Here is a 17,221-nt window from a genome sequence, read left to right on the forward strand (position 1 = left end):
GCGGCGCTCGCCCAAGCGACCAGCACAACCCTCGACACCCACGGCGCCCGGCGGCAGGCGCCTCCCCGGGCGATCAGCAGCACTGGCGGCGCGCAGCGTCCGCGATGGGCTGAACAATGACATCCGCTGAACCACCGTCGATGCCCGCGGTGCTCGGCGGCGCGCTGGTGGCCTTGTTCGCCGCGTCGCTGACCAACACCATCGCGGGCATCGCGCTGCCGACGATCGCCGGGGAGCTGGGCGGGCAGGACAAAGTGGCGTGGGTGGCGAGCGCGGCGCTGCTGACCATGACGGCCGCGACCCCGTTGTGGGGCAAGGGCGCCGACCGGCGAGGCCCGCGGCCGCTGCTGCTGGCGGCGATCGCGGTGTTCGTGGCCGGGTCGCTCATCGCGGGCACGGCGTCGGCGATGGGCTGGCTGATCACCGGCCGCGCGGTGCAGGGCGCCGGGGCGGGCGGGATCCTCGCGTTGTCGAACGCGCTGGTGGCCGGGCTGGTCCCGGCGCGCGAGCGCGGCCGGTACACCGGGTGGTTCGGCATGTCGTTCGGCGTCGCCTCGGTTGCCGGGCCGCTCGCCGGTGGGCTGGTGGTCGGCGCGTGGGGCTGGCGGTGGTGCTTCCTGGGCGTGGTACCGATCGCCGCGGTGGCGGCGGTTCTCGTGCGGCTGGCGCCCCACCGGCAGCCACCGGCATCCCGCGCCCCCGTGGACTACGCGGGTGGCGCGCTGCTCACCGGTGCACTGGGCGGGCTGGTGCTGCTGCTGTCCGCCGCGGGCAGCGCCTGGCCGTGGCTGTCCTGGCCGAGTCTCGTGCTGGCCCTGGTCGCCGGAGGCCTGGGGGTCGCGGCCCTCGCCCGGGAGCTGCGGGCGGCAGACCCGATCCTGCCGCCCCGGCTGTTCCGCGTGCCGTCGTTCGCCGCGGCGGTCGGCGCGAGTTTCCTGCTGGGTGCGGTGATGTTCGGCGGCATCATCTACCTGCCGCAGTACCTGCAGGTGGTGCGCGGGCACGACGCGGTCGGCGCCGGCCTGCTGATGCTGCCCCAGATCGGGACCATGATCCTGGCGTCGGTGCTGACCGGGCGGCGGATCGTCGCGTCCGGCCGGTGGAAGGTGTTCCCCGCGGCGGGCTGCGCGTTGCTGGTGGCGGGCCTGGTGATGCTCGCCCCGCTGACGCCGGCCACCTCCCCGTGGTGGCTCGCCGCCGCGATGGCGGTGCTCGGCGCGGGAACCGGGATGGCGCAACAGGTTCTGGTGCTGGCGGCGCAGAACGCGGTCGGTCCCGGTGACCTGGGGGTGGCCGGGTCGGCCGCCACGTTCGCCCGCTCCCTCGGTGGCGCGGTCGGTGTGGCGGCCTTCGGCTCGGTGATCGCGTCCCGCCTCCGCGACGGGCTGCCGGGCGATCTGCTCGGCACTCCCGAACAGATCGCCCGGCTCCCGGCCGCCCTGGCGGAGGCGGTGCACCTGACCTACACCAGCGGGCTGCGGCTCGCGTTCGTCGCCGCGATCCCGCTGGCGCTGCTGGCCTTCGCCGCGGTGGTCACCGTCCGGGAGACACCGTTGCGGTGAACGGCCGGTTGAACACCGGCGGCGTGTAGGGCACGTACCGGCCGCCCATCACCCGCGGCGCGGTGAACGGCCAGTGCCCGGTCCGCAACCGGTCCAGCATCACCTCGATGGCCGTCTCCTGCTCGTCCGCGGTGAACGTGCAGTGCCCCGCGGTCTGCACGTACGTCTGCCGCAGCAGCGGGCCGTTGCCCGCGGACCGCACCACCGCGCCGTAGGACTGCTGCTGCGCCACCGTGGAGATCTGGTCGCCGGTCCCGTTGACGGTCAGCACCGGGATGTCCAGCTCGCCGTCGAACACGATGCCGCGGCTGAGATAGGCCACAGCGGCCGGGTCGGCCGCGATGCGCGGCGCCGCCGCCAGCCGCGCGAGATCCGCGCCGAGGTCCAGCCCTGCCCGCCGGTACAGCTCCCGCACCGCCGGGTCGTTGCCGAGCTGCCGGGCGTAGTCCACCCCGGTGTTCCACGACGGGTTGCCACCGGCCAGCTGCTCGATCTGCCTGCGGCTGCTCATCGCCTGTCCGATGTAGGGCAACGGCCCGCCGGCCAGCGCGAGGTAGGTGCCCTCCTGGCGCTCGGTCACGGTGCGGGGCAGCGGCGTCTCGGAGCCGTCCGACGCGAGACCCCACTCCGGGAGCTGGCCGATCGCCCCGGCGAGGGCGATGCGCGCCCGGCCTTCCGGCGTCGCCTGCGACCCGGCGAGCGCCGAGATCCACGCCTGCTGCGCGCCGGGAACGTCCGCCGGGATGCCGGTCACCGGAAGGTCGCGGTCCGGGAACAGCAGCGTCTTCAGCGTGAACACGGTGTCCAGCTTCTGGTTCCACTGCCCGACCGCGCCGCCGAGGCCACCGCAGAACGGCACCGCGGCGTCGAACACCTCCGGGTGCACCTGCGCCGCCCCGGCCGAGACGAACCCGCCCATGGACTCGCCGGACGCGATGGCCCACCTCGCGGGGCCGGAGGCCGCCTCGAAGCGGGACAGCGCCTCGGCCTGGTTGTCGATCGCCCGCGCGATGTTCCACCCGGTGACCGTGCGGGTGGTCCCGCCGACGGCGATCCCGCGGTCCACGAGCCGGGCGGTCAGCGGATCGGCGAGCCCGCTGGCGGCGAAGTCGAGCCCGACGATCACCGTGCCCTGCCAGTGGTCCGGCTTGACGAACAGGTACGGCGTGCCGTCGGCAAGGCGACCGTCGAGACAGGATGCGCCGGCGAGGCACTGGTCCGCCGCCGACGCGGGCACCGCGGTCCCGGCGGTGAGCAGGAGTGCGGCCACCAGGGCACGCGCGAGCCGCCTCATCGGACCGGGAAGTTCTTCGTGGCGACCTCCCAGCCCGGCGTCGCGCACAGCGTGCACGAGCCGAGGAAGTAGCCGCGGGCCACCGGGTTGCCGTTGAGGGTGAAGTCCAGCCAGTTCACCAGCACCGCGACGGCCTCCTCACGCATGGCGGCGTCGACCTGCCCGTCGCGCAGGCCGTACCAGAACCCGCTGTGCCCGGCGCCCGGGTTGGTCGCCCGCACGGCGGGCACGGTCGCCAGGTCGTAGTTGGCGAGGCTGTTCTCGTGGGCCACATCGGACGGTCCGCCGTCGAGGAACAACGCCGGGGTGTGCAGTTTCGCCAGCTCCGCCCGGCCGTACCCGTACCGCCCGTCGGCGAAGAAGCCGCTGTTGAGCGAAGCGACCGACTTCACCCGCGGATCCGCGCCCGCGACCAGTGCTTCGAGCCCGCCGCAGGAGTGCCCGGCCACCGCCACGCGGTTCAGGTCGAGCCGGTTGCGCAGGTCGCTGCCCTTGCGGTCGTTCTCCCGCTCGGCCCAGGTGATGCCGTCGGTGATCACCTCCGGGCGCGGGGTGCCGTTCTCGCCGTTCGCCGGCTGGTCGACCGCGCCGACCGCGACCACGACGAAGCCGTGTGCGGCCACCAGCATCTCCGTGGCGAGCAGCTCGTTGTTGCCGAGGTGACGGCACGCGCCGTTGCCGATGACGACCACGGGCAGCCTGCCGTGGATCTCGTCCAGGTCCGCCGGCCGGTACACCGTGTACTCGACGGCCAGGCCGTGGGTGTTCGCGGCCGCCTCGCGGACGACGGGGTGGAACTGCTCCATCGCCGGCCGGTTCGCCGTCTCCGGAGTCGTTCCCGATGCCAGGCCCACCGTCACACCGGTGAGGGCCACGGCCGCCGCGGCGGCCGCCAGGACCTTCCACACGAACTGCTTCACAGGACGCCTTCCCTTCGTTGGGGGACCTCACTGTGGTCATTTCGGGCGACGACCGTCAACGGCACTGTCACTCAGTGGAAGGCCTCTAGACTTCCGCCATGACCGGACCCGCCCCGCAGCACTCGCAGCGCCTGCTGGGCACCCTGCTCGGCGACTACTGGTTCTGGCGGCGCGAGCACCTGCCCTCGGCCGCGCTCGTGGACCTGCTGCGCGAGTTCGGCCTGACCGAGCCCGCGGCCCGCGCGGCGATCCAGCGTGCGGCCGCCCGCCACCTGGTCACCACGTCGAAGTCCGGCCGCCGGACCGCGTACGGCGTCCCGGACCGCACCCATCGGCTGATCATCGGCCACCTGCGCCGCCTGCTGGAATTCGGCGCGGAGGACCGCGAGTGGGACGGCCGCTGGACGTTCGCGATGTTCTCGGTGCCGGAGCCGCAGCGGGAGGACCGCCGCACCCTGCGCGGCCGGCTGCGGTGGCTGGGTTTCGGGCCGCTCTACGACGGCGTCTGGGTCTCGCCGTGGGACCGCACCGCGGACGCCCTGCAGGTCCTCGGCGCACTCGGCGTCGACACCGCGACCGTCGCCCGCGCGGAGGTCAGCGCGGACGTCACGGCGGCGGGGAACCCATTGCGCGCCTGGGACCTCGACGAGCTGCGCCAGTCCTACGTGGACTTCCTCGACCGCTGGTCCGGACTGCGGAAGCGGGTCGCCGCCGGCGAGGTCGGCCCGGCGGAGGCGCTCGTCGTCCGCACCAGGGTGATGACCGAGTGGCGCGCCTTCCCGGACGCCGACCCGGACCTGCCCGGTGAGCTCCTGCCCGCGGACTGGCCGCGCGCCACGGCCCGCCGGTGCTTCCTGGACATCTACGACACCCTGGGCCCGGTGGCCGAGCAGCGTTTCCGCCAGATCGTCGCCCCGCACGCGCCGGAGCTGGCCGAACTGGCCGCCCACCGCACCGGCGGCGACATCACCAGGGGCGCCGAGCCCGAGGCCTTCCCCGCGGACGACGACCTCGCATGGACGGGTCCCCTCGGCGAACCATAGGCAACACGTTATTGCCCTCCCGGACATTGCTGTGTAGCGTTTTGACGCGGAGCTTCTTCCCCGTCCTCAGCGTGGAGGCATCGTGTCCCCTGACGTCCCCCGCCCCGCGGGCAAGCGGGCGCTGCTCGCCGGCCCGATGGGCGCCTGCCTGGCCAACTACGACTTCGGCATCTACGGCACCATGTCCGCGCTGGTGCTCAACAAGGTCTTCTTCCCGTCGCTGAGCCCGGCCGCCGGCACGCTGGCCGCCTACGGCACCTTCGCCGCCGGATTCATCGCGAAACCGCTGGGCGGCTTGATCTTCGGCCGCATCGGCGACCGCTTCGGCCGCCGCACGGTGGTCGTGTCCGCGCTGCTGCTGATGGGCGTCGCGACCGTCTGCATCGGACTGTTGCCGACCTACGCGGCGATCGGGGTGACGGCGCCGGTCCTGCTCACCGTGCTCCGCCTGGCGCAGGGACTGGCCGTCGGCGGCGAATGGGGCGGGGCGGCGACCCTGGCGGTCGAGCACGCGCCCGAGCACAAGCGCGGCTTCTGGGGCGGCGCGGTCGGTGTCGGCGGGCCGATCGGATCGATCCTGGCCGCGCTGACCGTGCTGCCGCTGTCCGCGGCCCTGTCCGACGCGGCCTTCGCGTCCTGGGGCTGGCGGGTCCCGTTCCTGGTCAGTGCGCTGATCGTGGGTGCCGGGCTGTGGATCCGGCTCGGCGTGGACGAGTCGCCGGTGTTCCGCCGGGAAGTCGCGCCCGCGGCCCGGCCGAGCCTGTCCGGCGTGGTGCGGCGCAACGGGCGGCAGATGGCGCTGGTGTTCTTCATCGCCGGGGCCGCGGTGTCCGGCATCTACCTGCTCAACACCTACACGCTGTCCTACGCGGTGGCGCACGCCGGGATCAGCCGCTCGACCATGCTGACGTTCTCCACAAGCGCGCAGATCCTTGCCGTGGTCGCCGCGATCCTGCTGCTCCCCCGCGTCGACCGGATCGGGCTGGGCCGCCTCTACCGGATCAGCGCGGCGGCACTGGCCGTGCTGGCGTGGGTGCTGTTCGCCGCGCTGGACAGCGGCAACGCGGCGCTCATCGTGCTCGCCCTGTCGCTGGGACAGATCGCCGTCAACGGCATGGTGATCTCCTCGGTGCCGATCTACGTGCTGCTGTTCCGCCCCGCCGACCGGGTCACCGGCGCCGGGTTCAGCTTCAAGACCAGCGACGCCATCCTCGGCGGCACCACTCCCCTGGTCGCCGGCCTGCTGGTGCAGGCGGCGGGAAGCGGGTGGATGGTCGCCGCGTACGTCACGCTGCTCGCCGCGGCGGCGATCACCGCGTGCACGGTCGGCCGCCGCCTGCTGCCGTCCACCACCGCCGCGCCCGCCGTCGCCGCGCGGAAGGTGGATGCGTGAGGCTCGATCCGCTGGCCGAGCACGACCTGTTCGCCATTCACGACCACTACCACCGGCTGCGGGCGGCCTCGCCGGTCGTGCACAGCCCCGAGTTCGGCGGGTTCTGGGCCGTGCTCGCGCACCGCGAGGTCCGCCAGGTGCTCAGCGATCCCGCGCTGTTCATCAACTCCGTGCAGAACGTGGTGCCGAAGGTGCGTGCCGCGGGCCGCCGCCCGCCGCTGCACCTCGACCCACCGGAGCACACCGTCTACCGGCGGGCGCTGGCGCCGACGTTCCGCAGCGAGCGCACGGCGGCGCTGGAGCCCCCGCTGCGCGCGCTGGTCGGCGACCTGGTCGCGGACCTCGTCGCGCGCGGCCGGTTCGACGCCTGCGAGCTGGCCTACCGGGTGCCCAGCTTCACGGTGGCCCGCTGGATGAACATCCCGGACGCCGAGATCGGCGCGGTCCGGGACACCGCCGACGCCTACAACCGCGCCTTCCAGGAGGGCGACGACGACGGCCTGCGCCGCACCAGCGGCGAGCTGTACGAGATCGCGCGGACGCTCGTCGCGCGGCGGCGGGCGGATCCGCTGGACCCGGCCGAAGACCCGCCGTCGGCCCTGCTCGCGGCGCGGGACGGGGGCGAACCGCTGCCGGACGAGCTGGTCGTCGGCACCATCCGGCAGCTGCTGCCCGCGTCGATGATCGGCGCCAGCGTCACGATCGCGAGCTGCATCGCGCACCTGGCCCGCGACACCGCGCTGCAGGAACACCTGCGCCGCAACCCGGGCGAGATCCCGGCCGCGATCCCCGAGCTGCTGCGGCTCTACTCGCCGTACCGGGGTTTCGCCCGCACCGCGGTGCGGGACGTCGAGCTGGGCGGGCAGCGGATCCGGGCCGGGGAACCGATCGCGCTGGTGTTCACCGCGGCGAACCGGGACCCGGCCGTGTTCCCGGAGCCCGACCGGTTCCACGCCGGACGGCCCTCCGGCGACAACATCGTCTTCGGCTCGGGCCCGCACCGGTGCGCCGGCGCGGGCCTCGGCAGAATGGAGATCACCGTGACCCTGCGGGAACTGCTCGCCAGGACGCGTTTGTTCACAGTGGACGGTCCGATCGGGATGACGCGCTGGCCGGAGTTCGGCCCGCGGTCGCTGCCGCTGCGGGCGGTCGCCCGATGAGCGAACCGGTTCCCGCGCGCCCGGGCGAGCACGACTTCGACCCGCTCGCGCCCGAGACCTTTACCAGCGCCCACGAGCAGTACCGGGAGATGCGCTCACGCTGCCCGGTCGCGCGCAGCGCCACCTACGGCGGGTTCTGGGCGCTGTTCCGGCACGAAGACGTGCGGGCCGTGCTGGCCGACAGCACCACGTTCACCACGAGCGTGCAGAACGTGGTGCCGAAGTTCGCGTTCACCGGGCGGCGCCCGCCGCTGCACCTCGACCCACCCGAGCACACCGACTACCGCCGCGTGATCAACCGGTTCTTCACCCGCGGGAAGATGGCCGAGCTGGAACCCGCCGTGCGCGCGCACGCCCGGAAACTGCTGACGGGGCTGGTCGCGCGTGGCGAAGCCGATGTGGCGGCCGAGTACGCACGTGTGTTCCCGGCGCACGTGTTCGCCGAGTTCTTCCACCTGCCCGTCGAGCTGGCCGAGCGGATCGAGCAGATCAGCGCCGAGTACGTGCGCGCGATCCAGGTGGTGGACGACGAGGAGGTCAAGCGCGGCAGCCGGGTGCTCTACGGCATCGCGGCGGACGTGATCGAGCAGCGCCGGGCGGCTCCGCTCGACGACGACCTGACCACCGCGCTGCTCGCGGCGCGGCCGGGCGGAGAGCCGTTCCCGGACGAGATGGTGCTCGGCTGCGTGCGGCAGCTGCTGGTCACCGGGATGGTGGCGCCGAGCGTGTTCATCGGCACGATGCTGGCGCACCTGGCGTCGGACAAGGACCTGCAGGCGATGCTGCGGGCGGCGCCGTCGCGGATCCCGGCCGCCGTCGAGGAGTACCTCCGGCTCTACACCCCCTACCGCGGCATGTCGCGCACGCCGACGCGGGACGTGGTCATCGGCGGGCGGCTCATCCGCAAGGACGAGCCGATCGCGCTCGTCTACACCTCCGCGAACCGGGACGAGACGGTGTTCCCGGACGGCGAGAACTTCGTGCTGGACCGCCCGAACCTGCGCGACGCGATCCCGTTCGGCGCCGGGATCCACGCCTGTCCCGGCGCGCCGCTGGCCCGCATGATGCTGGTGCTCACGCTCGACGAACTCCTCGCCGCCACCAGGGACTTCTCGGTCGCGGGCGAGATCCTGATGGCCCGCTGGGCGGAGTGGGGCACCCGGTCGGTGCCGCTGGCGTTCACCGCGCGGGAGTGATCCGGGTCACGCGTTGTCACACTCCCGGGAGCCGCTTTGTCAGATGGTCGACCCTCTGCGAAGGAGACACCATGAGCGGCAACACCGAAGTGATCGTGATCGGCGGCGGTTACGCCGGAGTCATGGCGGCGAACCGGCTGACGCAGCGCGGCGACGTGACCGTCACCCTGGTCAACCCGCGCCCGGAGTTCGTCGACCGGATCCGACTGCACCAGCTGGCCGGCGGCACCGGCCCGGCGGTCGTGGACTACCGGAAAGTGCTGGCCCCGGGCGTCCGGCTGGTCGTGGACACGGCGACCCGGATCGACGCGACCGCGCGGCGCGTGACGCTGGCCGGCGGCGACACCCTCGGCTACGACTACCTGGTCTACGCCGTGGGCAGCGGCAGCGCCGACCCGGGCGTGCCCGGCGCGGCCGAGTTCGCCCACCCGATCGCCTCGCTGGAAGAAGCCGAGCGCGTGCGACCGCTGCTCGACGCGGCGTCGACCGTGACGATCGTGGGAGGCGGGCCGACCGGCATCGAAACCGCCGCCGAGCTGGCCGGGCAGGGTCGCGCCGTGACGCTGGTCTGCGGTGGCGAACTCGGCCCGTACCTGCACCCGAAGGGGCGGCGCTCGGTCGCCCGGCGCCTGGAAAAGCTGGGCGTGACCGTGCTCGACGGGCCCACGGTGACGGCCGTGACGCGCGACGCCGTCCAGCTCAGCGACGGCCGCGCGCTGCTGTCCGGCGTGACCATCTGGACCGCCGGGTTCGGCGTCCCCGACCTCGCCGCCCGCAGCGGCCTGACCACCGACGCGCTGGGCCGCCTGCTCACCGACGAGACCCTGACCAGCGTGGACGACGAGCGCATCGTCGCGGCCGGGGACTCGGCGGCGCCGTCGGGGCTGCCGGTGCGGATGAGCTGCCAGGCCGCCGTCCAGGTCGGTCCGCAGGCCGCGCGGACGGTACTGGCCCGGATCGCGGGCGAGGAGCCCGCGCCGGTCGACGTCGGGTTCGCCGGGATGTGCATCAGCCTGGGCCGCCGGCACGGCATCTTCCAGTTCTCGACGAAGGACGACACCGCGAAGTCGAGCTTCATCGGCGGCAGGTTCGGCGCGCTGGTGAAGGAGGTCATCTGCCGGAGCATCGTGTGGCAGCTGGGCTACGAGGCGCGCCACCCGGGCAAGCGGCAGTGGTGGGCCAAGGACGAGAAGCGCCGCGAACTGGTGCGGAACCAGGCGCCGGCCGTCACGAACCAGGCGGCCTGACGCGGGAAGCGGTGCCCGGCTCAGGCGACGCGGACGACGTCCCGTCCCGCGGCCGGGTACCGCTCCAGCACCGCCGGGTCGTGGCCGGGCAGCACGATTCCGCCCAGCTCGCGGATCCGGTCGAACGCGCCGTAGACGCCGGGCATCGAGTGCAGCAGCGGCGCCGGGCGGTCGTCGTCGAGGTTCTCGTAGAAGTGGCCGGCGTCCGAGGCGACCACGACCGGCCCGGCGGCGGTCGCGACGCGGACGATCTGCATCCCCGCCGTGTGCCCGCCCACGAGGTGGACGCCCCAGCCCGGGCAGCAACTCCGCATCGCCGTCCACTTCGGACAGCCGGGCGCCGCGGACGTGGCCGAGCGCGTCCTCGTCGAGCAGCCAGTGCTCGCGCCGGATGCGCTTCGCCCACGGCCCCGTCCAGTAGGCCAGTTCCGCGCGCTGCACGACGTAGCGGGCGCCGGGGAAGTCGGCGACCGTGCCGGCATGGTCGTAGTGCAGGTGGGTGAGCACCACGAGGTCCACGTCCCCGGCCGCGACGCCGATCGAGTCCAGCAGCTCGGCCGGCCGCCGGTACTCCAGCCCGGCCGGCACCCGCGACGGGTGGATCCCGGCGTCGATCAGGACGGTGTGCTGGGCCGATCGCGCCAGCCACACGTAGTACGCGGTCGGGTGCGGCTGGTCGGCCTCGCCCACGGCGCACCCGAGAAAGTGCTGTCCCCGGGTGCCCTCGCGGCGGCCGTAGCAGAGGGCGTGGACCTCGTACCGGCTCACCGCGCGGCGCCCACCGGTTCCGGTGCGGCGGTTTCCTTGAGGCCGAGCTGCGCGGTCGGCACGCGGTAGGTCTCGCGTGCGGTGGCCACGGCGATCACGTTGACCAGGCACAGCGCCGCGGTGAAGATCGACACGCCGAGCCACGCGCCTGCCCCGTCGCCGGCGACCGCGGCGGCGACCGTCGGCAGGAACCCGCTGATGGCGAATCCGATCTGCGTGCCGATCGCGGTGCCGGAAAGCCGCACCCGGGCCGGGAACATCTCGCCGTAGAAGGCGGGCCAGACGGCGCTGGTGGCGGTGTAGACGACGCCGAACAGGACGACGCCGACGGCGAAGATCAGCACCCAGCTGCCCGCCGCGATCGCGCCGAGGTAGGCGAAGATCAGCACCGCGCAGCCGAGCGACCCGGCGACGAACAGCGGTTTGCGCCCGACGCGGTCGGCGAGCTTGGCCCACAGCGGGATCGAGACGACGGCGGCGATGTTGGCGAGGACACCGACCCACAGCATCGGCGTCTTGCTCAGGCCGACGGTGTTGACCGCGTAGGACAGGGCGTAGACGGTGAAAATGGTGCTGACGGAGGCGATCAGCGCGGCGACGATCACCCGGAGCACGTCGGCCCAGTGCTCGCGGAGCAGCACGACCAGCGGCAGCTTGGTGACCTCGCCGGTGCGGACCTCCTGCTCGAACACCGGGGTCTCCTCGACGGTGCGGCGCACCAGGTAGCCGACGAGGACCATCAGCGCACTGCCCCAGAACGGCACGCGCCAGCCCCAGGACAGGAGTGCGTCCTGCGGCAGCGTGGCGACCGGGAGGAACACGGCGGTGGCGACGATCTGCCCGGCCTGGGTGCCGCTGAGGGTGAAGCTGGTGTAGTAGGCGCGCCGGTTCTCCGGCGCGTGCTCCAGCGACATCGAGTTGGCGCTCGCCTGCTCCCCACCCGCGGACAACCCCTGCAGCAACCGGAGCGCGACGAGCATGACCGGGGCGGCGACCCCCGCGGTCTGGTAGCTGGGCAGACAGCCGACGAGCACTGTCGAGACGCCCATCATGAGCAGGGTGAGGACGAGCACCCGCTTGCGCCCGAACCGGTCACCGAGGTGGCCGAGCAGGACGGCGCCCAGCGGCCGCGACACGTAGCCGACGCCGAACGTGGACAGAGCCAGCAGCGTACCGGTCGCCGGGTCCGAGGCCGGGAAGAAGATCTTGCCGAACACCAGCGCGGCCGCCGTGCCGTAGATGAAGAAGTCGTAGTACTCGAGGGCGCTGCCGACCCAGGCGGCGAGTGCCGCCTTCCTCGAGCGCGCCCTGTCGGCACCCGGCTGAGCCACCACGTCGTGCTCCTTCTCAATGGACCAAATGGTTAATTGCAGATCCTCAGCCAGCCGCGGCGAGGTTGTCAAAGTGGTCCGGGTCACAGATGTGCGCCTTGGGATCATGACACCGGGAACCGACGCCGACGTCCGAAGACGCTGTCGGACGCGGAACCGGTTCGTGGGCGCCTGCCTCGTCGTCGCAGCCGTGACCGGCACGGTCGTGACGGGAGCGTTCACGGATGGTCTCTCCGGAGGCGTAGCCGGTGCCGTGCCGGCGATCGCCCTCTTCCTGTGCGCGGCGGCGGTCCTGGCGACCCAGGCCCTCCACTGGCACAGGTTCGCCATGACGCGGGTGCGGGAGCTGGCGGTGGCCACGGCGACCGGGCGGCCCGCCGCCCTGCCGAAGCGCTGGGTGCCGCCCGGTCCCGGCGACCTCGTCCGGACGCACACCTGGCCCGGTTGCGCGGCCCGACTTGGCGAGCGGCAGCCGTCGCGGTGGCGTGTGCCGGGTTGCTGGTCGTCGCGGTAGCCGGCCGGGACCGGCAATCCCGCGACGCGCGGGAACTACTGGAGCACGGCACGCGCGTCAGCGCGACCGTCGTGACGGCGCCGGACCCGCGCAAGGGAAACGCGACGATCGAGGTGACGTACCCGGCCGGGGACACCCGCCGGGCGGCGATGATCAAGCTCAGCACCCGCCAGCGGTAGAAGGTGTACGAACAGGTCGTGGTCGTCTACGACCCCGCCGACCCCGCGCGCGTCCGCACCCTGGACGACGAGAACGCGGACGATGTCCGGTCGTTCTGGAACCACGTCCCGCTGCTGGCCGGGGTCGCCGTAACCTTGGTCGCCGCGTTCGCGGCGGTGAGCCGGACCCGGCGGTACCGCTCGGTGCGCCACACCGGCTGGCATCCGGAAAGGGGCGGTACGCCGTCCCGGCACGGGCGAGCACCGCGCTGCAACCGCATCGATTCACCCGAAGGGACTAGCCAACCGCTGTATCACGTGGCGCCCCATGTGCGTCCTGTAAGCAAGAACTCCCTCCGGGACGGTGAACCATGCGGAGGTATTACGGAGCGTTGTTGCTGGCCGCGGCCCTCGCGGGGTGCGCGGGCGGATCGCCGATCCCCGGCGAGCAGACCGCGGACAGCCCGGCCGACACCACCACCACAACCACGGCGACCGGTGAGACCACCGGCTCGACGCCCACGAGCGGGCACACGCGCACGTCGAAGAACGAACCGCCCGGGGTGCCGGGCAGCCCCATCAACTACGACAGCACGGTCCGCGCGGCGGGACCGACCAGCGCGCAGGGCGCGATCCTCCGCGAGCTCGCGGAGTTCTGCGGCCCGGACCGGTGCGGTGTGCGGGTGCGGATCGTCGGCTCAGGCGAGTGCGTGCCGGACATCTCGCCGGACCCGGTGTACCCCGGCGGGACGATCACCATCACGGCTGCCCCGTGCGAGACCACGGACGAGACGACCACGGAAGAGTCCACTTCGGAGGAATCCACTTCCGGCACCACCGAGTCCGGTGGCTAGGACCCGGCTGTCGCCACCCCGACCCCGGACGCCGCCGCAGACCGGACCGGCCAGAGCGCTGCGGGTGGTCGGCACGCTGGCCGCGAACGCGACGCTGCTGACCGGCCTGCTGTACTACTTCGGTTTCCTTACCACGCAAGTGTTCTTCAGCTACTTCCGCGTGCACTACACGCTGCTCGGCCAGACCACGCCGGAAATCCTGGCGCGCGGGGTGGACGGGCTGCTGCTGCCGATCGCCGAGATCTCCGCGGCGGTGTTCCTGGTGCTCGGGGTGATCCGCTTCCTGCGTTTCCGGCTGTCGCGGCGGGCCTGGCAGTCCCTCCTGCGCCGGGCGACGCCGGTGGCCGCGGTGCTGGGCGCGGCGCTGCTCGCGGTGACGTTCGCGATCGCGCTGAACCCGGTGCCCTACCGGCGGTTCACCGCGCTGCCCGGTCTGGGTTTCGCGCTCGCCGTGGTGCTGCTGATCTTCGCGTGGCGCCGGTGGACCGCGCCGGCCGGCAGCGCGCTCGGCGTGGCGGAGTGGCTGGTGGCCTACGCGCTGGTGACGTTCGGCCTGTTCTGGGCGGTCGCCGACTACGCGGGCCAGGTCGGCGTCCGGCGCGCGTTCGAGACGGAGCAGGCGCTGCCCGCCCGCCCCGCGGTGGTCCTCTTCAGCGCCCAGAAGCTCAACCTCCCGGGCGAGGTGCACTGCCCGGCCCCGGACGGCGCGTTCCAGTACCGCTACCCAGGGCTGAAGCTGCTGCTCCAGTCGGGCGGCCAGTACGTGCTGGTCCCGGACGGCTGGCGCCGCCCCGAGGACGCCACGTACCTGCTCCCCCGCACGAACACGGTGTGGCTGCAGTTCAGCCCGCCGGGCACGCCCGCCGCCGGGTGCTGACGCCTCAGCCGATGCGCCTCCCCTGCCCGGCCCAGTACGGCGCGCGCAGCGACTTCTTGTCCACCTTGCCGGACGCGTTCAGTGGCAACGCGGACACGAAGTCCACCGACTTGGGCGCCCACACGCTCCCCTTGTGCTCCTTGACCAGAGCGATCAGCTCCTCGGCCCCGACATCCGACCCGGGTTTCGGCACCACGACCGCCTTGACCGCCTCACCCCACTTCGGGTCGGGCACGCCGAACACCGCGCACTGCGCCACCGCGGGGTGCTGCGCCAGGACGTCCTCCACCTGCCTCGGGAAGACGTTGAACCCACCCGTCACGATCATGTCCTTCTTGCGGTCGACCCGATGACTCCTGAGGAGGTCGCCCGGCGCTACGTCGACATCGCGTTGATGAGCGTGGGGGTCCACGAGCGCCCGAAGCACCTGGAGGGTGTTCCCGCCGACTGAACAACGGCTGTTCCTCAGCTCCAACCAGAGGATCATCGACCGTCTGCGCCCTCACGGTGCCCGCGTGACGGAACCGCGCCGCGTGGTCGCTCGTTGTAGGCCTCGTGGACCCGGTCGAGACCGTGATCGCGTGGGGGATTCCCGGCGGGACGTTGCTGCTGGTCGCCGTGGGGACCGTCGAGCTGATCCGAAAGAAGCGGGGCAAGCGGACGGGCACCCCGCTGGCCGCCACGTACGCCGATGAGGTGACGGCGATGTTCTACGGCACCAAGCGCCTCGAACTGGAACACCGCGACTCGATGTCGATGATGCGCGAGGAGGACGCCCAGGGCGCTCCCCCGGCCCTCGACCTCGAGCGTGGCGTCATCCGCCTGCGGCGGGAGTAGGGTTCAGCTCCGCGGCAGGTGGTCGCAGTGCCTGCCGAACGCGAGCGTGCTGCGCGCCTCGATCTCGCCCGGGTCGGTCAGGAAACGGCCGAACACCCCGCGCAGGAAGTCCATCCGCACGTGGCGGCGCGCGCGGTCACCCCTCGGCCAGTGCCTCCTCGCGCGTGGTCCACAGGCGCACGACCTCGCCGGCCCCGGTGATCTCCAGCGGCCGCCGCGTGAAGCCGGATCCGACTACCACGTGCACCTTCCCCGGCGCCTCGGCGCCCGCGGCCAGCACGACCGCGATCCCGGCCGACGCCAGGAAACTCACCTCGGTCAGGTCGATCACCAGCCGCTGCGGGCAGGCACGCGCCGCGGGCAGGGCGACGGCCTCGAACGCGGGCGCCGTCAGGTGGTCGAGTTCGCCCGCAACGCGCACGAGCGTCGCGCCGGGCAGGTGCTCCACGTGCACGTCCACGTGCGCGACGGGCTCGTTCGGCTGGAAGGTGGACACCGTTCGTATCTAACCGCGACGAGCTGACCGCGCAAAGCCCGGTCTTGCGTCCGGCGAACCCGTGTGGCCTAATATGGCATCAAGTGCCAAAATGGTGTCCCTCATCGGCGAGGCGGAGTGGCGAGATGTCCAACGGTTGGTTCGAGACGGTGGCCGAAGCTCAGCGGCGGGCCAGGAAGCGGCTGCCGAAGTCGGTCTACGGCGCATTGGTGGCGGGTTCCGAACGCGGGATCACGGTCGACGACAACATCGCCGCGTTCGCCGAACTCGGCTTCGCCCCGCACGTGGCCGGGCTGTCCGACAAGCGTGAGCTGGGCACGACGGTGATGGGCCAGCCGATCTCGCTGCCGGTCGTCATCTCCCCCACCGGTGTCCAGGCCGTGCACCCCGACGGCGAGGTGGCCGTGGCGCGCGCCGCGGCCGCGCGCGGCACCGCGATGGGCCTGAGCTCGTTCGCCAGCAAGTCCATCGAGGAGGTCGCGGCGGCCAACCCGCAGACCTTCTTCCAGATGTACTGGGTCGGCAGCCGGGACGTGCTCGTGCAGCGCATGGAGCGCGCCAGGGCCGCCGGCGCGGTCGGGCTGATCATGACGCTGGACTGGTCGTTCTCCACCGGCCGCGACTGGGGCAGCCCGGTCATCCCGGAGAAGCTGGACCTGAAGGCGATGATGCGGTTCGCGCCGGAGGGCATCACACGGCCGAAGTGGCTGTGGGACTTCGCGAAGACACGCAAGCTGCCCGACCTGACCACCCCGAACCTGACGCCGCCCGGCGGCACGGCCCCGACGTTCTTCGGCGCCTACGGCGAGTGGATGCAGACGCCGCTGCCGACGTGGGAGGACGTCGCGTGGCTGCGGGAGCAGTGGGGCGGGCCGTTCATGCTCAAGGGCGTCATGCGGGTGGACGACGCCAAGCGGGCCGTGGACGCCGGCGTCACCGCGATCTCGGTGTCCAACCACGGCGGCAACAACCTGGACGGCACACCGGCCCCGATCCGCGCGCTGCCCGCGATCGCGGACGCCGTCGGCGGCGACGTCGAGGTGCTGCTGGACGGCGGCATCCGGCGCGGCAGCGACGTCGTCAAGGCGATCGCCCTCGGCGCGAAGGCCGTGCTCATCGGCCGCGCGTACCTGTGGGGCCTGGCGGCCAACGGGCAGGCCGGGGTGGAGAACGTGCTGGACATCCTCCGCGGCGGCATCGACTCGGCCGTACTGGGCCTCGGCAAGACGTCGATCCACGACCTCACCCGCGACGACGTGGTGATCCCGCCTGGCTTCGAGCGCGCCCTCGGGGTGCCGAAGAGCTGAGCCACCCCGGCGGCGGGCTTCGAGCGGACGAGCCCGCCGCCGGGGTTTCCAACCTAACCGGCTTGCAGCCGTTCCCGGCCCGTGCCGGTCAGCAGCCGGATCAGCGTGTTCATCCGCTCGTCGTCGTGGTCGAGCCGGATGCCGTACTGGGACAACCGGTAGGCGCCGTCCCCGTTCCTTGCAGAACTGCGCGATCGCCGCGGGGTAGTCGCCGCCCCGCCAGCTCGCCTCCTGGTAGAGCGCCCGGCGCAGCAGGTTCGCGAC

General features: G+C 72.8%; 17 protein-coding genes and 1 pseudogene. 11 read left to right on the forward strand and 7 right to left on the reverse strand.

Translation table 11 applies throughout. From position 1 onward, the window contains the following. Positions 1-116 precede the first annotated feature (116 nt). Entirely contained in the window at positions 117-1,562 is a 1,446-nt protein-coding gene (locus ACCP09_RS19420; protein WP_231960603.1) for an MFS transporter, read from the forward strand. Here the strand turns inward: ACCP09_RS19420 and ACCP09_RS19425 are convergent. Together ACCP09_RS19425 and ACCP09_RS19430 are read right to left on the reverse strand one after the other, a co-directional pair. Beyond that, a complete protein-coding gene (locus ACCP09_RS19425) occupies positions 1,534-2,856 on the reverse strand; it encodes an alpha/beta hydrolase family protein (protein ID WP_433748568.1) in 1,323 nt (440 codons plus the stop codon). The two genes, ACCP09_RS19420 and ACCP09_RS19425, sit on opposite strands and share 29 nt — an antisense overlap. Continuing rightward, positions 2,853-3,776, reverse strand: coding sequence for a hypothetical protein (locus tag ACCP09_RS19430; protein ID WP_433748571.1), 924 nt, complete (start codon positions 3,774-3,776; stop codon positions 2,853-2,855). The genes ACCP09_RS19425 and ACCP09_RS19430 overlap by 4 nt, the downstream gene beginning before the upstream one ends. A 98-nt stretch (positions 3,777-3,874) precedes the next feature. Between ACCP09_RS19430 and ACCP09_RS19435 the strand changes: the two genes are divergently transcribed. From ACCP09_RS19435 to ACCP09_RS19455, 5 genes are all read left to right on the forward strand, one after another. Then, entirely contained in the window at positions 3,875-4,819 is a 945-nt protein-coding gene (locus tag ACCP09_RS19435) for a PaaX family transcriptional regulator (RefSeq protein WP_433748574.1), read from the forward strand. An 82-nt stretch (positions 4,820-4,901) separates the two neighbouring features. After that, positions 4,902-6,212: an MFS transporter gene (locus tag ACCP09_RS19440; RefSeq protein ID WP_051362706.1), complete on the forward strand. Its 1,311-nt coding sequence runs from the start codon at positions 4,902-4,904 to the stop codon at positions 6,210-6,212. After that, a complete protein-coding gene (locus tag ACCP09_RS19445; RefSeq protein WP_433748578.1) occupies positions 6,209-7,372 on the forward strand; it encodes a cytochrome P450 in 1,164 nt (387 codons plus the stop codon). The genes ACCP09_RS19440 and ACCP09_RS19445 overlap by 4 nt, the downstream gene beginning before the upstream one ends. Continuing rightward, positions 7,369-8,568 (forward strand): cytochrome P450, encoded by a 1,200-nt coding sequence (locus ACCP09_RS19450; RefSeq protein WP_433748580.1) that lies wholly within the window; start codon positions 7,369-7,371, stop codon positions 8,566-8,568. The genes ACCP09_RS19445 and ACCP09_RS19450 overlap by 4 nt, the downstream gene beginning before the upstream one ends. Before the next feature lie 71 nt (positions 8,569-8,639). Continuing rightward, complete coding sequence (locus ACCP09_RS19455; RefSeq protein WP_433748583.1) at positions 8,640-9,815, forward strand: NAD(P)/FAD-dependent oxidoreductase; 1,176 nt, start codon at positions 8,640-8,642, stop codon at positions 9,813-9,815. A 20-nt stretch (positions 9,816-9,835) separates the two neighbouring features. Here the strand turns inward: ACCP09_RS19455 and ACCP09_RS19460 are convergent, their stop codons facing one another. The 3 genes and pseudogenes from ACCP09_RS19460 to ACCP09_RS19470 all read right to left on the reverse strand — a co-directional run bounded on the left by ACCP09_RS19460 (position 9,836) and on the right by ACCP09_RS19470 (position 11,917). Then, positions 9,836-10,129, reverse strand: a complete 294-nt coding sequence (locus ACCP09_RS19460) for a hypothetical protein (protein WP_433748586.1) — start codon at positions 10,127-10,129, stop codon at positions 9,836-9,838. Between the two features lie 157 nt (positions 10,130-10,286). Next, positions 10,287-10,694, reverse strand: a pseudogene (locus ACCP09_RS19465) (MBL fold metallo-hydrolase); the annotation flags it as partial. Next, positions 10,580-11,917, reverse strand: coding sequence for an MFS transporter (locus ACCP09_RS19470; RefSeq protein WP_378363094.1), 1,338 nt, complete (start codon positions 11,915-11,917; stop codon positions 10,580-10,582). The pseudogene ACCP09_RS19465 and the gene ACCP09_RS19470, both read right to left, overlap by 115 nt. A 441-nt stretch (positions 11,918-12,358) precedes the next feature. Here ACCP09_RS19470 and ACCP09_RS19475 point away from each other — a divergent pair, with 441 nt between their 5' ends. The 3 genes from ACCP09_RS19475 (at position 12,359) to ACCP09_RS19485 (ending at position 14,317) form a co-directional block, all read left to right on the forward strand. After that, positions 12,359-12,607: a hypothetical protein gene (locus ACCP09_RS19475; protein WP_433748589.1), complete on the forward strand. Its 249-nt coding sequence runs from the start codon at positions 12,359-12,361 to the stop codon at positions 12,605-12,607. Positions 12,608-12,957: 350 nt separating this feature from the next. Beyond that, the gene (locus ACCP09_RS19480; RefSeq protein WP_433748591.1) at positions 12,958-13,440 is read left to right on the forward strand and encodes a hypothetical protein; all 483 of its coding nucleotides are present in this window, start codon (positions 12,958-12,960) and stop codon (positions 13,438-13,440) included. Positions 13,441-13,504: 64 nt separating this feature from the next. Then, the gene (locus ACCP09_RS19485) at positions 13,505-14,317 is read left to right on the forward strand and encodes a hypothetical protein (RefSeq protein WP_433748594.1); all 813 of its coding nucleotides are present in this window, start codon (positions 13,505-13,507) and stop codon (positions 14,315-14,317) included. Between the two features lie 4 nt (positions 14,318-14,321). Here the strand turns inward: ACCP09_RS19485 and ACCP09_RS19490 are convergent, their stop codons facing one another. Continuing rightward, a complete protein-coding gene (locus tag ACCP09_RS19490; protein WP_231960605.1) occupies positions 14,322-14,639 on the reverse strand; it encodes an AMP-binding enzyme in 318 nt (105 codons plus the stop codon). Between the two features lie 233 nt (positions 14,640-14,872). Between ACCP09_RS19490 and ACCP09_RS19495 the strand changes: the two genes are divergently transcribed. Continuing rightward, entirely contained in the window at positions 14,873-15,154 is a 282-nt protein-coding gene (locus ACCP09_RS19495; RefSeq protein WP_433748597.1) for a DUF6191 domain-containing protein, read from the forward strand. A gap of 136 nt (positions 15,155-15,290) precedes the next feature. Here the strand turns inward: ACCP09_RS19495 and ACCP09_RS19500 are convergent, their stop codons facing one another. Next, positions 15,291-15,650, reverse strand: coding sequence for an STAS domain-containing protein (locus tag ACCP09_RS19500; protein WP_027931351.1), 360 nt, complete (start codon positions 15,648-15,650; stop codon positions 15,291-15,293). 125 nt (positions 15,651-15,775) lie between these two features. Between ACCP09_RS19500 and mftD the strand changes: the two genes are divergently transcribed. Then, positions 15,776-16,957 carry a pre-mycofactocin synthase MftD gene (mftD, locus tag ACCP09_RS19505; RefSeq protein ID WP_020418891.1) on the forward strand — a complete coding sequence of 394 codons (1,182 nt, stop codon included), beginning with the start codon at positions 15,776-15,778 and terminating at the stop codon, positions 16,955-16,957. Positions 16,958-17,221: the final 264 nt, after the last annotated feature.

The organism is Amycolatopsis sp. 3B14 (assembly GCF_050958625.1).
Lineage (GTDB): Bacteria > Actinomycetota > Actinomycetes > Mycobacteriales > Pseudonocardiaceae > Amycolatopsis_E > Amycolatopsis_E thermoflava.

What these genes read in the sequence shown, in the direction of transcription:
- ACCP09_RS19420 (WP_231960603.1), top strand. Translation starts at nt 117, where the DNA reads ATGACATCCGCTGAACCACCGTCGATGCCCGCGGTGCTCGGCGGCGCG.
- ACCP09_RS19435 (WP_433748574.1), top strand. Translation starts at nt 3,875, where the DNA reads ATGACCGGACCCGCCCCGCAGCACTCGCAGCGCCTGCTGGGCACCCTG.
- ACCP09_RS19460 (WP_433748586.1), bottom strand. Translation starts at nt 10,129, where the DNA reads ATGCGGAGTTGCTGCCCGGGCTGGGGCGTCCACCTCGTGGGCGGGCAC.
- ACCP09_RS19425 (WP_433748568.1), bottom strand. Translation starts at nt 2,856, where the DNA reads ATGAGGCGGCTCGCGCGTGCCCTGGTGGCCGCACTCCTGCTCACCGCC.
- ACCP09_RS19480 (WP_433748591.1), top strand. Translation starts at nt 12,958, where the DNA reads ATGCGGAGGTATTACGGAGCGTTGTTGCTGGCCGCGGCCCTCGCGGGG.
- mftD (WP_020418891.1), top strand. Translation starts at nt 15,776, where the DNA reads ATGTCCAACGGTTGGTTCGAGACGGTGGCCGAAGCTCAGCGGCGGGCC.
- ACCP09_RS19455 (WP_433748583.1), top strand. Translation starts at nt 8,640, where the DNA reads ATGAGCGGCAACACCGAAGTGATCGTGATCGGCGGCGGTTACGCCGGA.
- ACCP09_RS19450 (WP_433748580.1), top strand. Translation starts at nt 7,369, where the DNA reads ATGAGCGAACCGGTTCCCGCGCGCCCGGGCGAGCACGACTTCGACCCG.